General features: G+C 70.4%; 14 protein-coding genes. All 14 read left to right on the plus strand.

Annotated features, from left to right (window positions below; all coding sequences use genetic code 11):
- Positions 1–144 precede the first annotated feature (144 nt).
- The 14 genes from rho (at position 145) to ABVB68_RS13395 (ending at position 14,269) form a co-directional block, all read left to right on the plus strand.
- Positions 145–2,178: a transcription termination factor Rho gene (gene rho, locus ABVB68_RS13330; protein WP_353601171.1), complete on the plus strand. Its 2,034-nt coding sequence runs from the start codon at positions 145–147 to the stop codon at positions 2,176–2,178.
- Positions 2,179–2,733: 555 nt separating this feature from the next.
- Positions 2,734–3,870 carry an LCP family protein gene (locus ABVB68_RS13335; RefSeq protein WP_353601172.1) on the plus strand — a complete coding sequence of 379 codons (1,137 nt, stop codon included), beginning with the start codon at positions 2,734–2,736 and terminating at the stop codon, positions 3,868–3,870.
- A gap of 230 nt (positions 3,871–4,100) precedes the next feature.
- Entirely contained in the window at positions 4,101–4,322 is a 222-nt protein-coding gene (gene rpmE / locus ABVB68_RS13340) for a 50S ribosomal protein L31 (protein WP_030042685.1), read from the plus strand.
- A 110-nt stretch (positions 4,323–4,432) separates the two neighbouring features.
- Positions 4,433–5,509, plus strand: coding sequence for a peptide chain release factor 1 (gene prfA / locus ABVB68_RS13345; RefSeq protein ID WP_353601175.1), 1,077 nt, complete (start codon positions 4,433–4,435; stop codon positions 5,507–5,509).
- 39 nt (positions 5,510–5,548) lie between these two features.
- Positions 5,549–6,394, plus strand: a complete 846-nt coding sequence (gene prmC, locus ABVB68_RS13350) for a peptide chain release factor N(5)-glutamine methyltransferase (RefSeq protein ID WP_353601176.1) — start codon at positions 5,549–5,551, stop codon at positions 6,392–6,394.
- 52 nt (positions 6,395–6,446) lie between these two features.
- Positions 6,447–7,094, plus strand: a complete 648-nt coding sequence (locus tag ABVB68_RS13355) for an L-threonylcarbamoyladenylate synthase (RefSeq protein WP_353601177.1) — start codon at positions 6,447–6,449, stop codon at positions 7,092–7,094.
- A complete protein-coding gene (locus ABVB68_RS13360; RefSeq protein WP_353601178.1) occupies positions 7,091–7,768 on the plus strand; it encodes an arsenate reductase/protein-tyrosine-phosphatase family protein in 678 nt (225 codons plus the stop codon). Before ABVB68_RS13355 ends, ABVB68_RS13360 begins: the two co-directional genes overlap by 4 nt.
- Positions 7,769–8,011: 243 nt before the next feature.
- Positions 8,012–9,250, plus strand: a complete 1,239-nt coding sequence (glyA, locus tag ABVB68_RS13365; protein ID WP_353601179.1) for a serine hydroxymethyltransferase — start codon at positions 8,012–8,014, stop codon at positions 9,248–9,250.
- Positions 9,251–9,411: 161 nt separating this feature from the next.
- Positions 9,412–10,758 (plus strand): MraY family glycosyltransferase, encoded by a 1,347-nt coding sequence (locus ABVB68_RS13370; RefSeq protein ID WP_353601181.1) that lies wholly within the window; start codon positions 9,412–9,414, stop codon positions 10,756–10,758.
- A 302-nt stretch (positions 10,759–11,060) separates the two neighbouring features.
- A complete protein-coding gene (locus tag ABVB68_RS13375) occupies positions 11,061–11,507 on the plus strand; it encodes a Cg1360 family ATP-synthase-associated protein (RefSeq protein WP_353601182.1) in 447 nt (148 codons plus the stop codon).
- A 225-nt stretch (positions 11,508–11,732) separates the two neighbouring features.
- A complete protein-coding gene (gene atpB, locus ABVB68_RS13380; RefSeq protein ID WP_353601183.1) occupies positions 11,733–12,554 on the plus strand; it encodes a F0F1 ATP synthase subunit A in 822 nt (273 codons plus the stop codon).
- A 74-nt stretch (positions 12,555–12,628) separates the two neighbouring features.
- Entirely contained in the window at positions 12,629–12,871 is a 243-nt protein-coding gene (locus ABVB68_RS13385; protein ID WP_353601184.1) for an ATP synthase subunit C-like protein, read from the plus strand.
- A gap of 40 nt (positions 12,872–12,911) precedes the next feature.
- Positions 12,912–13,457, plus strand: a complete 546-nt coding sequence (locus ABVB68_RS13390; protein WP_353601186.1) for a F0F1 ATP synthase subunit B — start codon at positions 12,912–12,914, stop codon at positions 13,455–13,457.
- Positions 13,454–14,269 carry a F0F1 ATP synthase subunit delta gene (locus ABVB68_RS13395; protein WP_353601187.1) on the plus strand — a complete coding sequence of 272 codons (816 nt, stop codon included), beginning with the start codon at positions 13,454–13,456 and terminating at the stop codon, positions 14,267–14,269. Before ABVB68_RS13390 ends, ABVB68_RS13395 begins: the two co-directional genes overlap by 4 nt.
- Positions 14,270–14,281 lie beyond the last annotated feature (12 nt).

Below are 14,281 nucleotides of genomic sequence, written 5' to 3' on the forward strand. Positions count from 1 at the left end.
CAGCGCCATCACCAGCAAATCTCTTTCCGCCGCTTTGGCGGACCACCGCCCCGGCACGGTTCGCAGAAGACAGGACCGTAGCCGGACAGCACAACCGGTCGCCGAGCCAGACAGGCCGACGTCCGCTCCAGGGAAGGACCCTTCGTGAGCGACACCACCGATCTGATGGGCGCACGTGTCGAGGAGACCGCTGCCGCGCCCTCCACGGACGCCTCCGCGCCTGCCACCGGTGCCGGCTCCCGGCGGCGCCGCGGTACCGGCCTCGAGGGCATGGTGCTGGCCGAGCTGCAGCAGGTCGCCTCGGGCCTCGGCATCAGGGGCACCGCGCGGATGCGCAAGAGCCAGCTGATCGAGGTCATCAAGGAGGCGCAGGCCGGCGGCGGCGCCAAGGCCGCGTCCGCCCCGGCCGGGGACGCCGCCGAGACCAAGCCCAAGCGCCGGACCACCTCCAAGGCCCGCACGGGCGAGGCCGTCGACGGCGACAAGAAGGCCGAGGCCCCCAGCGAGGCGCCCGCCGACAAGGCCGTGGCCCAGCAGCAGATCGAGATCCCCGGCCAGCCGGCCAGCGACGACGTCCCGAGCGAGCGCCGCCGCCGCCGCGCCACCGCGGAGGCCGGCACCCCCGCCGCGGGCAGCGCCGAGACCGTCGCCGCCGAGGCGAAGAGCGAGCCCAGGGCCGAGACGACGAACGCGACCCAGCAGTCGGGTGACGCCAAGGGCGACGCGGGTGACGGCGAGGGCCGTGGCCGGCGCGACCGCCGCGAGCGCGGCCGTGACCGCGACCGCCGTAACAAGGGCGACGACCAGCAGGGTCAGGGCGGCGGCCGCCAGGACCGGCAGGAGCGCCAGGACCGGCAGGACCGTCAGCAGCAGGGCGGCCAGCAGCAGGGCGGCGGCCGGCAGGACCGGGACCGCGACCGCCAGCAGCAGGACGACGACGACTTCGAGGGCGGCCGCCGTGGCCGCCGGGGCCGCTACCGCGACCGCCGTGGCCGCCGTGGCCGCGACGAGATCGCCGAGCCGCAGGTCGCCGAGGACGACGTCCTGATCCCCGTCGCGGGCATCCTGGACATCCTCGACAACTACGCCTTCATCCGGACCTCCGGCTACCTGCCGGGCCCGAACGACGTGTACGTCTCCCTCGCCCAGGTCCGCAAGAACGGCCTGCGCAAGGGTGACCACATCACCGGTGCGGTCCGGCAGCCGAAGGAGGGCGAGCGCCGCGAGAAGTTCAACGCGCTGGTACGCCTCGACTCCGTCAACGGCATGGCGCCCGAACACGGCCGTGGCCGACCGGAGTTCAACAAGCTGACCCCGCTCTACCCGCAGGACCGGCTCCGCCTGGAGACCGACCCGGGTGTGCTCACCACCCGCATCATCGACCTCGTGTCGCCGATCGGTAAGGGCCAGCGCGGTCTGATCGTGGCCCCGCCGAAGACCGGTAAGACCATGATCATGCAGGCGGTCGCCAACGCGATCACCCACAACAACCCCGAGTGCCACCTGATGGTCGTCCTCGTCGACGAGCGTCCGGAAGAGGTCACCGACATGCAGCGGTCGGTGAAGGGCGAGGTCATCTCCTCGACCTTCGACCGCCCGGCCGAGGACCACACCACGGTCGCCGAGCTGGCCATCGAGCGCGCCAAGCGGCTGGTGGAACTGGGCCACGACGTCGTCGTGCTGCTCGACTCCATCACGCGTCTGGGCCGTGCCTACAACCTGGCCGCGCCGGCCTCCGGCCGCATCCTGTCCGGTGGTGTCGACTCCACCGCCCTGTACCCGCCGAAGCGCTTCTTCGGTGCGGCGCGGAACATCGAGGACGGCGGCTCGCTGACCATCCTCGCGACCGCGCTGGTGGACACCGGGTCCCGCATGGACGAGGTGATCTTCGAGGAGTTCAAGGGCACCGGCAACATGGAGCTCAAGCTCGACCGGAAGCTCGCCGACAAGCGCATCTTCCCGGCGGTGGACGTGGACGCGTCCGGTACCCGTAAGGAAGAGATCCTGCTCGGCAGCGACGAGCTGGCCATCACCTGGAAGCTGCGCCGGGTGCTGCACGCGCTCGACTCGCAGCAGGCGATCGAGCTGCTTCTCGACAAGATGAAGCAGACCAAGTCGAACGCCGAGTTCCTGATGCAGATCCAGAAGTCGACGCCGGCTCCGGGCAACGGCGACTGAACGCCGTAGCACCGAGCACGTCCGGGCCGCCCCCTGTCATCCGATGACAGGGGGCGGCCCCTTTGCGTGCCCGGAGTGCGGGCCGGTGCGCGTGGACGTACGCGCCGATCGGGCGGGCCGGTGTGCGCCTGACGTGCGCGCCGATCGGGCGGACCGGTGTGCGCCTGACGTGCGCGCCGATCGGGCGGACCGGTGTGCGCCTGACGTACACGCCGATCGGGCGGGCCGGTGCGTGCGTGGACGTGCGGGCTGACGGGGCGGCCCGGTGCGCGTGGACGCGCCGGCCGGGGTGCGCCCCGGGTGCCGAGACCTTTGCCACACGGGAGCCGGTCGGCGCCGTACGGCCACCGCGCCGGAAACCGCAGGTGAGCGCGGTTCTGTCGGACTGTGCCGACTACGGTCCGTGCCGGTCGCCGCACGCGGTGGGCACAGGGCGCTGTGCAACCCTTTGCCGAGTTTCTCCGTCTGACCCGGCGGAGCGACGATGGAGCGGTGACGACCGCGCCTGACCCTGAAAGCAGGGGGTAACCGACACCGACGAGACCTGGGAGAGATGTGTCCGCCGAGAGCACGCCGGAGCCCGGCATACCGGATCCGGCCCAGACCGGCCCCCACCGTCGTGGCAAGGGCCGCCGCCGCAGGCCCCGCACCGGGAGCCGCAAGGCCCTGCTCGTCACGGCCTGGACGGCCGCGGGTCTGGTCGTGCTGGGCGGTACGGGCGCCGGGTACGTCTACTTCAAGCTCAACGGCAACCTCAAGAGCGTCGACATCAACCAGGCCCTCCGCGGCGACCGCCCCGCGAAGATCGACAACGGCTCGGAGAACATCCTGGTCCTCGGCTCGGACACGCGCACCGGCAAGAACAGGAAGCTCGGCGGCGGCGTCGACGACGGCAGCGCCCGCTCCGACACGGCGATGATCGTCCACGTCTACCAGGGCCACAAGAAGGCCAGCGTGGTCTCGGTCCCGCGGGACACCCTCGTCGACCGCCCGCAGTGCACCGACACCAAGGGCACCGCTCATCCGGCCGCGTCCGGCGTGATGTTCAACGAGGCGTACTCCACCGGCGGTGCCGCCTGCGCGATGAAGACCGTCGAGTCGATCACCGGCATCCGCATGGACCACTACCTCGAGGTCGACTTCCAGGGCTTCCAGAAGCTCATCGACGACCTCGGCGGCGTCCGCGTGACGACGGCCAGGAACATCGCCGACCCGCAGAGCCACCTGAACCTCAAGGCGGGCCCCCACACCCTCGACGGCGCGCAGGCCCTCGGCCTGGTCCGCACCCGGCACGGCGTGGGCGACGGCTCCGACCTGGGCCGCATCCAGCTCCAGCAGGCGTTCGTCAAGGCCCTGATGGACCAGGTGAAGCACGTCGGCGTCTTCTCCGACCCCAAGAAGCTGTACGACCTCGCCGACACCGCCACCAAGGCCGTCACCACCGACTCCGACCTCGGCTCGGTCAACTCCCTGATCGACTTCGCCGACGGTCTCAAGGGCATCGGCTCGTCCCACATGAAGATGGTCACGATGCCGGTCCGGTACGACCCGGCCGACCCCAACCGGGTCCTGCTGGAGAAGACCAAGGCCCAGCTGGTGTGGGACGCCCTGAAGCACGACAGGCCGATCCCCGAGGCGGCCACCCGGGGTACGGCCACCGGCTCGGCCAAGGGCGTGGTGAGCGCCGGCTAGCGGCGCCGGACAGCGAAGCGGGCGAGCGAGCCGCCGCCAGCCGTCCCGCCCGCGCCCGACGGGCCCGCGGCCCCGCGCGGCGCGCACCCGCCCACCGCCAGGAATAGAACAACCGCACCCCCGGTTTGGGTGGATGGCCCCAGTCCTGGCAGACTGGTACGTCGGCTCCGGTTCACGCTCCCGCATCCCGTGGCGGCGACCCGGCGCCCTCCCGAAACCTAGGAGAAACCTTGAAGCGCGACATCCACCCCGAGTACGTCGAGACGCAGGTCAGCTGCACCTGCGGTGCGTCGTTCACCACTCGTAGCACCATCGACTCCGGCACCATCCGGGCCGAGGTCTGCTCCGAGTGCCACCCGTTCTACACGGGCAAGCAGAAGATCCTCGACACCGGTGGCCGTGTGGCCCGCTTCGAGGCCCGCTTCGGCAAGGCCGCCGGCTCCAAGAAGTAGCGAGCCCCATTTCGCCGGTCCACGGTCACGCCCTTTTCCCGGGGGCGTGCCCGGGACCGGCGTTTTTGGTCGCCCGCCCCTTCCCTTCACCGCAGTACAGGAGCCGAAAGATGTTCGAGGCAGTCGAGGACCTCGTCGCCGAGCACGCCGACCTGGAGAAGAAGCTCGCCGACCCGTCGGTGCACGCCGACCAGGCGAACGCGCGCCGGCTGAACAAGCGCTATGCCGAGCTGACCCCGATCGTCGGCACGTACCGCTCCTGGAAGCAGACCGGCGACGACGTCGAGACCGCGCGCGAGTTCGCCGCCTCCGACCCCGATTTCGCCGCCGAGGTGAAGGATCTGGAGAAGCAGCGCGAGGAACTGACCGAGAAGCTGCGCCTGCTGCTCGTACCGCGTGACCCCAGTGACGACAAGGACGTCATCCTGGAGATCAAGGCGGGCGCCGGCGGTGACGAGTCCGCGCTGTTCGCCGGCGACCTGCTGCGCATGTACCTGCGCTACGCCGAGCGCGTCGGCTGGAAGACCGAGATCATCGACGCCACCGAGTCCGAGCTGGGCGGCTACAAGGACGTCCAGGTCGCGGTGAAGACCAAGGGCGGCCAGGGCGCCACCGAGCCCGGCCAGGGCGTCTGGGCCCGGCTGAAGTACGAGGGCGGCGTGCACCGCGTGCAGCGGGTGCCGGCCACCGAGTCCCAGGGCCGTATCCACACCTCCGCCGCGGGCGTCCTCGTCACGCCGGAGGCGGAGGAGGTCGACGTCGAGATCAACCAGAACGACCTGCGCATCGACGTCTACCGGTCCTCGGGTCCGGGCGGGCAGTCCGTCAACACCACCGACTCCGCCGTGCGCATCACGCACATCCCGACCGGAGTCGTGGCCTCCTGCCAGAACGAGAAGAGCCAGCTGCAGAACAAGGAGCAGGCGATGCGTATCCTGCGCTCCAGGCTGCTCGCCGCGGCGCAGGAGGAGGCCGAGCGGGAGGCCGCCGACGCCCGCCGCAGCCAGGTCCGCACGGTCGACCGCTCCGAGAAGATCCGCACCTACAACTTCCCGGAGAACCGCCTCTCGGACCACCGCGTCGGCTTCAAGGCCTACAACCTGGACCAGGTCCTGGACGGCGACCTCGACGCGGTGATCCAGGCCTGCGTCGACGCCGACTCGGCAGCGAAGCTGGCGGCCGCGTAAGAGGCGTCCGCACGCACGAGTACGACACGGAGGACTTGCGTGAACCTGCTGCTCGCGGAGGTGGCCCAGGCCACCCAGCGGCTGGCCGACGCCGGCGTGCCCTCGCCGCGCAACGACGCGGAGGAGCTCGCCGCGTTCGTGCACGGGGTGAAGCGCGGCGGACTGCACTCCGTGAAGGATTCGGACTTCGACGCCCGGTACTGGGAGGTCGTCGCCCGGCGTGAGCAGCGCGAGCCGCTGCAGCACATCACCGGCCGTGCCTACTTCCGGTACCTGGAGCTCCAGGTCGGGCCGGGCGTCTTCGTGCCCCGGCCGGAGACCGAGTCCGTGGTCGGCTGGGCCATAGACGCCGTACGCGCCATGGACGTCGTCGAGCCGTGCATCGTCGACCTGTGCACCGGCTCCGGAGCCATCGCGCTCGCCCTCGCCCAGGAGGTCCCGCGCTCGCGCGTGCACGCCGTGGAGCTGTCCGAGGACGCCCTGGTGTGGACCCGCAAGAACATGGCGGGGTCGAGGGTCGACCTGCGGCAGGGCGACGCGCTGACCGCCTTCCCCGACCTCGACGGCCAGGTCGACCTGGTCATCTCCAACCCGCCGTACATCCCGCTCACCGAGTGGGAGTACGTGGCACCCGAGGCCCGGGACTACGACCCGGAACTGGCGCTCTTCTCCGGCGAGGACGGCCTCGAACTGATCCGCGGCATCGAGCGCACCGCGCACCGGCTGCTGCGCCCGGGCGGGGTCGTCGTCATCGAGCACGCCGACACCCAGGGCGGCCAGGTGCCGTGGATCTTCACCGAGGAGCGGGGCTGGGCCGACGCGGCCGACCACCCCGACCTCAACAACCGGCCCCGGTTCGCCACCGCCCGCAAGGCGCTGCCGTGAGCACGCCCCCGACCTTCATCCCGCAGTACGTGTACGAGGAGGCCCGCTAGCTATGGCACGGCGATACGACACCAACGACGCGACCGACCGCGTGACGGGTCTGCGCGAGGCAGCGTCCGCCGTCCGCCGGGGCGAGCTGGTGGTGCTGCCGACCGACACCGTGTACGGCATCGGTGCCGACGCGTTCTCCTCGGAGGCGGTCACCGACCTGCTCGCCGCCAAGGGCCGGGGCCGCAACATGCCCACTCCTGTCCTCATCGGCTCCCCGAACACGCTGCACGGCCTCGTCACGGACTTCTCCGAGCTGGCCTGGGAGCTGGTCGACGCGTTCTGGCCCGGCGCCCTGACGCTCGTCGCCAAGCACCAGCCGTCGCTGCAGTGGGACCTCGGCGACACCCGGGGCACGGTGGCCGTCCGCATGCCGCTGCACCCGGTCGCCATCGAGCTGCTCACCGAGGTCGGCCCGATGGCCGTCTCCTCGGCGAACCTGACCGGCCACCCGGCGCCGGAGGACTGCGACGCCGCCCAGCAGATGCTCGGCGACTCCGTCTCCGTGTACCTCGACGGCGGGCCCACCCCCGGCAACGTGCCGTCGTCCATCGTGGACGTCTCCCGCGAGGTGCCGCTGCTGCTGCGCCAGGGTGCCATCTCCCCGGACGAGCTGCGCAAGGTCGTACCCGACCTCGAGGTGGCGAATTGACGGCCCCTGAAGCGGGGCGTGGCATAGGCATCGGGGAGCGTGTCGCGGAGGAGACCACCACCTTCGGCTTTCCGCGCGACACCTTCCGCATCCTCCATGTCAGCACCGGAAACGTGTGCCGCTCACCCATCACCGAGCGGCTGACCCGCCATTTCTTCGCGGAGCGGCTCGGCGTGCTCGGCGGTGGGCTGATCGTGGAGAGCGCGGGCACCTGGGGCCACGAGGGAGCGCCCATGGAGGCCAACGCGGAGGCCGTGCTGGCCGAGTTCGGCGCGGACGCCTCCGGGTTCACCGGCCGGGAGCTGCTGGACGAGCACGTCATCAGGGCCGACCTGGTGCTGACCGCCACCCGCGACCATCGCGCCCAGGTCATCTCCATGGGCCACTCGGCGGGCCTGCGCACCTTCACCCTGAAGGAGTTCACCCGCCTGGTGCGGGCCATAGACCCCGCCACCCTGCCGCCGCTGGAGGAGGGTGTGGTCCTGCGGGCCCGTGCGCTGGTGCGCGCCGCGGCCGCGCTGCGCGGCTGGCTGCTGGCCCCGACCGCCGAGGCGGACGAGGTGTACGACCCCTACGGGGCGCCGCTGCCGTTCTTCCGGTCGATCGGTGACGAGATACACCAGGCGCTGGATCCGGTCGTGACGGCACTGACCGGGGTACCGGCACGGGCCTAGGGCGCGTGCGCCCGTCCGGGAGCCGGCACCCTGTCACGGCGACCTGCACGGCCCCACGGCCCCGCGCGTCCGGCCACGGCGAACTCGGCGGGAACGGCCCGCAGCCCCGCGCGTCCGGCCACGGCGAACTCGGCGGGAACGGCTCGCGGACCCGCGCGTCCACGTGTGGCTCCATCACCGGGCGTCCCCGATGCACCGGGCCTACATTGGACCTACGTCACCGTCGACCGCCCGGAGCCCGCCATGTCGGTTCCCACTCTCCACGAGACCGACGTCCTGCGGGAGCAGGACCCGGAGCTCGCCGACATCCTGCTCGGAGAGCTGACGCGGCAGTCGACGACGCTCCAGCTGATCGCCGCGGAGAACTTCACCTCGCCCGCCGTCCTGGAGGCCCTCGGCTCGCCGCTGGCCAACAAGTACGCCGAGGGCTACCCCGGCGCCCGGTACCACGGCGGCTGCGAATTCGCGGACGCCGCCGAGCGCCTCGCCGTCGAGCGGGCCAAGAAGCTGTTCGGCGCCGAGCACGCCAACGTGCAGTCCCACTCGGGCTCTTCGGCCGTGCTGGCCGCCTACGCGGCCCTGCTGCGGCCGGGCGACACCGTCCTCGCCCTCGCGCTGACGCACGGCGGGCACCTCACCCACGGCTCACCGGCGAACTTCTCCGGCCGCTGGTTCGACTTCGTCGGCTACGGCGTCGACGCCGAGACCGGGCTCGTCGACCACGACCAGGCGCGCCACCTGGCCCGCAACCACCGGCCCAAGGCCATCGTCTGCGGCTCCATCGCCTACCCCCGCCACTTCGACCACGCCTTCTTCCGGGAGGTCGCCGACGAGGTCGGCGCCTATCTGATCGCGGACGCGGCGCACCCGATCGGCCTGGTGGCGGGCGGTGCCGCGCCGAGCCCGGTGCCGTACGCGGACATCGTGTGCGCCACCACCCACAAGGTGCTGCGCGGCCCCCGCGGCGGGATGATCCTGTGCGGGGCCGAGCTGGCCGAGCGCGTCGACCGGGCCGTCTTCCCGTTCACGCAGGGCGGTGCGCAGATGCACACCATCGCCGCCAAGGCCGTCGCCTTCGGCGAGGCGGCCACTGAGGCGTTCGGCGGGTACGCCCGTCAGGTGGTCGCCAACGCGCGCGTGCTGGCCGGTCACCTCGCCGCCGAGGGGCTCACCGTGACCACCGGCGGCACCGACACCCATCTGATCACCGCCGACCCCGCTCCGCTCGGTGTGGACGGGCGCACCGCGCGTGGCCGGCTGCTCGCGGCCGGCCTGGTGCTGGACTGCTGCGCGCTGCCGCACGGGGACGGCCGCGGGCTGCGCCTGGGCACGGCCGCCGTCACCACGCAGGGCATGGGGGAGCCGGAGATGGTGCGGATCGCCGCCCTGCTCGGCTCGGTGCTGCGCGGTGAGACGGACGCCGTCCGGGTCCGCGACGAGGTGCGCGACCTGACCGGCAGGTTTCCGCCGTATCCCGGCTGAGCGGGGGTAGGCGGACGTCGGTGGAACCGGGCGTGCCCGGTCACGGAGCGTGATGCACAGCCTGGCATGCAACCATCGTCGCTACCCGGAAGTCCTCATCCATATGCGTCGCTCGCTAGGGTGTGGGGCTGTGATGGCCAGCGAGACCTGTGGGGAAGCCCGTGCGTGAATACCTCCTGACGCTCTGCATCACGGCCGCGGTGACGTATCTGCTGACAGGGCCGGTACGCAAGTTCGCGATCGTGGCCGGGGCGATGCCGGAGATCCGGGCGCGTGACGTGCACCGGGAACCCACTCCGCGCCTCGGCGGTATCGCGATGTTCTTCGGTCTGTGCGCGGGCCTGCTGGTCGCCGACCACCTGACCAACCTCAACGAGGTCTTCGAGAAGTCGAACGAGCCGCGCGCCCTGCTCTCCGGGGCCGCGCTGATCTGGCTGATCGGTGTCCTCGACGACAAGTTCGAGATCGACGCGCTGATCAAGCTGGGCGGGCAGATGATCGCCGCGGGCGTGATGGTGATGCAGGGCCTGACGATCCTGTGGCTGCCCATCCCGAGCGTCGGCACGGTCGCGCTGACCCAGTGGCAGGGCACCCTGCTGACGGTGGCGCTGGTCGTCATCACGATCAACGCGGTGAACTTCGTGGACGGCCTCGACGGCCTCGCCGCCGGCATGGTGTGCATCGCGGCGGCCGCGTTCTTCATGTACACCTACCGCATCTGGTACTCGTACGGCATCGAGGCGGCCGCGCCCGCGACGCTGTTCGCGGCGATCCTGATGGGCATGTGCCTGGGCTTCCTGCCGCACAACATGCACCCCGCGCGGATCTTCATGGGCGACTCGGGCTCGATGCTGATCGGGCTGGTGCTGGCGGCGGGCGCCATCTCGGTCACCGGGCAGGTCGACCCGGACAACCTCTTCGGCGCCTCCGAGCGCAGCACCGTGCACCAGATGGTGCCGGTGTACATCCCGCTGCTGATGCCGCTGACCATCATCGCCGTGCCGGCCGCCGACCTGGTGCTGGCGATCGTCCGGCGCACCTGGCGCGGCCAGTCCCCGTTCGCCGCCGACCGCGGCCACCTGCACCACCGGCTGCTGGAGATCGGCCACTCGCACAGCCGGGCCGTGCTGATCATGTACTTCTGGTCGGCGCTGATCGGCTTCGGGGCGCTGGCGTACTCGGTCAACTCGGCGTCGATGTGGATCGTGCTGGGCGTGGTCTTCCTCAGCGCCGTCGGACTCGTCCTCCTGCTGCTCCCGCGCTTCACCCCCCGGGTCCCGGCGTGGGCACACCACTTCGTACCGCCGCGCTACCGCAGGCGAGGACGGCCGGCCGAGGAGGCCCTGGCCGTGGAGACGGGCGCGGAGACGGGCGCGGAGACGGGCGCGGAGGCCTCCGGGCACGAGGCCCCGCAGAACGGGGAACGGGCGCCCGTCACGGCCGGTTACCCGGGCGTCAACGGGGCGACCGCGATCGGTCCCCGTTCGCGTTTCGTGGATCGTCACTGAGACGGTCAAGGTAAGAATCTGACTAGAGCATTGCCAACTCGTGGGGTAACAAAGCGCCCTAATACCAGACAAGTGGGCGTGGTTTCTGCACAGACGTGCACTGTCACTCTCATGTGTGACACCCAGCACACCCACCAGGTAAAGACCTCATCAAATAGTTTGTGATACGGTTCACGAGAACCCCGGATAGAGCCGAAGGACCCGAGTGCGAAGGTCCATTGGTGTGAGGTCTCGATCACTCAGCCCGGGACTACGCTCGTCCATGACGACACCTGCCCCCCTGTGAAAGCGGAGTTGCCGCCATGCCGTCCAATGACGCCCGGATCCTGGCTCAGGCCGCCGTACCCACGGCTGTCGCCGGCGCGATTGCCGCCGTCGTCAGCGGTGTGGTCGCGGGCGGCAAGGGAGCCGTCGGAGCCGTCGTCGCGACGCTGGTCGTGATCCTGTTCATGGGACTGGGTCTCTACGCCCTGCAGCGCACCGCCAGATCGCTGCCGCACCTCTTCCAGGCCATGGGCCTGATGCTCTACGCGGCGCAGATCCTGCTGCTGTTCGTCTTCATGGCCGCGTTCAAACACACGACGCTGTTCCACCCCAAGGCTTTCGCGTTCACGCTCCTCGCCGGCACCCTCGTCTGGATCGCCGCGCAGACGCGAGCGCACATGAAGTCGAAGATGCTGTACGTCGAGCCCGAACCGGCCTCGTCCTCGACCGCCGAGAAGTCCCACACGTCGGGGCACTCGTCGTGAGAGGTAGGGCCGGTGTAAAGGCGCATGAGCGATCCTGCTATCGTCCGGTGCCAACTGCGGCATCGCGGGCGCGGGCATCCGAGCTGACGCCTGTTCCATCGCGAGGCGAGATGCCCCACAGCCGCCCCCACATCCGTAACACCAGTCCCGTGCCGAACCGCGGCCGTGCGCCGCGCCGACACAACGAGGTTGCCGTACCTATGCGCCACGCTGAAGGAGCCCGCGGTGAGTGCTGACCCGACGCAGGTGCTCGCCTTCGAGACCGACTGCCACATCTTCAACGGCTGTGGCTTCCCGGCTCCCGGCCTGCACTCGTTCCTGTTCAAGCCCCTGTGGGGCAACGGCGACAGCAACGTGTACTTCAACAAGACGATGCTGCTGGCGCTGCTGGGCTCGATCATCATCGTCGGCTTCTTCTGGGCCGCCTTCCGCAAGCCGAAGGTCGTCCCCGGCAAGCTGCAGATGGTCGCCGAGGCCGGATACGACTTCATCCGTCGGGGTGTCGTCTACGAGACCATCGGCAAGAAGGAAGGCGAGAAGTACGTCCCGCTGGTCGTCTCGCTGTTCTTCTTCATCTGGATGATGAACCTGTGGTCGATCATTCCGGTCGCCCAGTTCCCGGTGACGGCGATCATCTCGTACCCGCTGGTCCTGGCGCTGATCGTCTACGTCCTGTGGGTCTCGCTGACCTTCAAGCGCCACGGTTTCGTAGGGTTCTTCAAGAACGTCACCGGCTACGACAAGTCGCTCGGTCCGGTGCTGCCGCTCGCGATGCTCATCGAGTTCTTCTCGAACCTGCTGGTGCGGCCCTTCACCCACGCGGTCCGGCTCTTCGCCAACATGTTCGCCGGGCACACCCTGCTGCTGCTCTTCACGATCGCCAGCTGGTACCTGCTGAACGGCATCGGCATCGCCTACGCCGGCGTCAGCTTCATCATGACCGTCGTGATGACGGCCTTCGAGCTCTTCATCCAGGCTCTGCAGGCGTACGTCTTCGTCCTCCTGACGTGCACCTACATCCAGGGCGCCCTCGCCGAGCACCACTGAGCGCCCACACCACATCCCCGTGATCGTCCGGTGGCCAACCCCCACCGGTCCGTAAAGAAGAAGGAAGAATCGGCATGTCCGCTCTCCAGACCCTTGCTGCCGACGGCGTCCACGGCTCCCTCGGCTCCATCGGCTACGGCCTCGCGGCCATCGGCCCCGGCGTCGGCGTCGGCATCATCTTCGGTAACGGCACCCAGGCCCTGGCCCGCCAGCCCGAGGCCGCCGGTCTGATCCGTGCCAACCAGATCCTCGGCTTCGCCTTCTGTGAGGCGCTCGCCCTGATCGGCCTGGTCATGCCGTTCGTCTACGGCGCCTGATCTGCCGATCAGCGAAGCCCCCTAGACGAAAGGCACTGACATGAGCCAGCTGCTCATCATGGCGGCCGAGGGCGGGGAAAACCCCCTCATCCCGCCGATCCCCGAGCTTGTCATCGGCCTGCTCGCCTTCGTCATCGTCTTCGGTTTCCTCGCCAAGAAGCTCCTCCCGAACATCAACAAGGTTCTGGAAGAGCGTCGAGAAGCCATCGAGGGCGGTATCGAAAAGGCCGAGGCCGCGCAGACCGAGGCCCAGAGCGTCCTTGAGCAGTACAAGGCCCAGCTCGCCGAGGCCCGGCACGAGGCCGCGCGCCTGCGCCAGGAGGCGCAGGAGCAGGGTGCCGCGCTCATCGCCGAGATGCGGGCCGAAGGCCAGCGTCAGCGCGAGGAGATCATCGCCGCCGGCCACGCGCAGATCGAGGCCGACCGCAAGGCCGCCGCGGCGGCGCTGCGTCAGGAGGTGGGCAAGCTCGCCACCGAACTGGCCGGCAAGCTCGTCGGTGAGTCCCTCGAGGACTACGCCCGGCAGAGCCGTGTGATCGACCGCTTCCTCGGCGAGCTCGAGGAGAAGGCCGAGGCCACGCGATGAACGGAGCGAGCCGCGAGGCACTGGCAGCCGCACGTGAGCGCCTCGACGCGCTGACGGACTCCACGTCCGTGGACGCCGTGCAGCTCGCCGACGAGCTGGCGGCCGTCACCGCGCTGCTCGACCGCGAGGCCGGTCTGCGCCGGGTCCTCACCGACCCGGCGCAGCCCGGAGAGGCCAAGGCGGAGCTGGTCCGGCGTCTGATCGGTGGCCAGGTCAGCGGTGCGACCGTGGACCTGGTGTCCGGCCTGGTCCGCTCCCGCTGGTCGCAGCCCCGCGACCTGGTGGACGCGCTGGAGGAACTGGCGAACATCGCCGACCTCACGGCCGCGGAGAAGACGGACACGCTCGACGACGTCGAGGACGAGCTGTTCCGGTTCGGCCGGATCGTCTCCTCCAGCCCCGACCTGCGTGCCGCGCTGACCGACCGAGCCGTCGGCCCACAGGCCAAGGCCGAGCTGGTGCACCGGCTGCTCGGCGGGCGTGCCAAGCCGGTCACCGAGCGACTGGTGACGCGCCTCGTGATCGCGCCGCGCGGACGTAGCCTGGAGGCGGGACTGGAGTCCCTGTCCAAGCTCGCCGCGGAGCGCCGGGACCGTATGGTCGCCGTCGTCACCTCGGCGGTGCCGCTGAGCGAAGGACAGAAGCAGCGCCTCGGCGCCGCCCTGACCAAGCTCTACGGTCGTCGGATGCACCTCAACCTCGACGTGGACCCCGAGGTCCTCGGCGGAGTCCGGGTGCAGGTCGGTGACGAGGTCATCAACGGCTCCCTCGCGGACCGGCTGGACGAGGTCGCCCGCCGCATGGCGAGCTAGCAGCAACTCGAT

Origin of the sequence: Streptomyces sp. NPDC096012 (genome assembly GCF_040426375.1) — a bacterium.
GTDB lineage: Bacteria > Actinomycetota > Actinomycetes > Streptomycetales > Streptomycetaceae > Streptomyces.

Excerpts from the sequence above, each read along its gene's own strand:
- prfA (WP_353601175.1), top strand. The coding sequence starts at position 4,433 with ATGTTCGAGGCAGTCGAGGACCTCGTCGCCGAGCACGCCGACCTGGAG.
- ABVB68_RS13355 (WP_353601177.1), top strand. The coding sequence starts at position 6,447 with ATGGCACGGCGATACGACACCAACGACGCGACCGACCGCGTGACGGGT.
- glyA (WP_353601179.1), top strand. The coding sequence starts at position 8,012 with ATGTCGGTTCCCACTCTCCACGAGACCGACGTCCTGCGGGAGCAGGAC.
- ABVB68_RS13375 (WP_353601182.1), top strand. The coding sequence starts at position 11,061 with ATGCCGTCCAATGACGCCCGGATCCTGGCTCAGGCCGCCGTACCCACG.
- ABVB68_RS13385 (WP_353601184.1), top strand. The coding sequence starts at position 12,629 with ATGTCCGCTCTCCAGACCCTTGCTGCCGACGGCGTCCACGGCTCCCTC.
- ABVB68_RS13390 (WP_353601186.1), top strand. The coding sequence starts at position 12,912 with ATGAGCCAGCTGCTCATCATGGCGGCCGAGGGCGGGGAAAACCCCCTC.
- ABVB68_RS13395 (WP_353601187.1), top strand. The coding sequence starts at position 13,454 with ATGAACGGAGCGAGCCGCGAGGCACTGGCAGCCGCACGTGAGCGCCTC.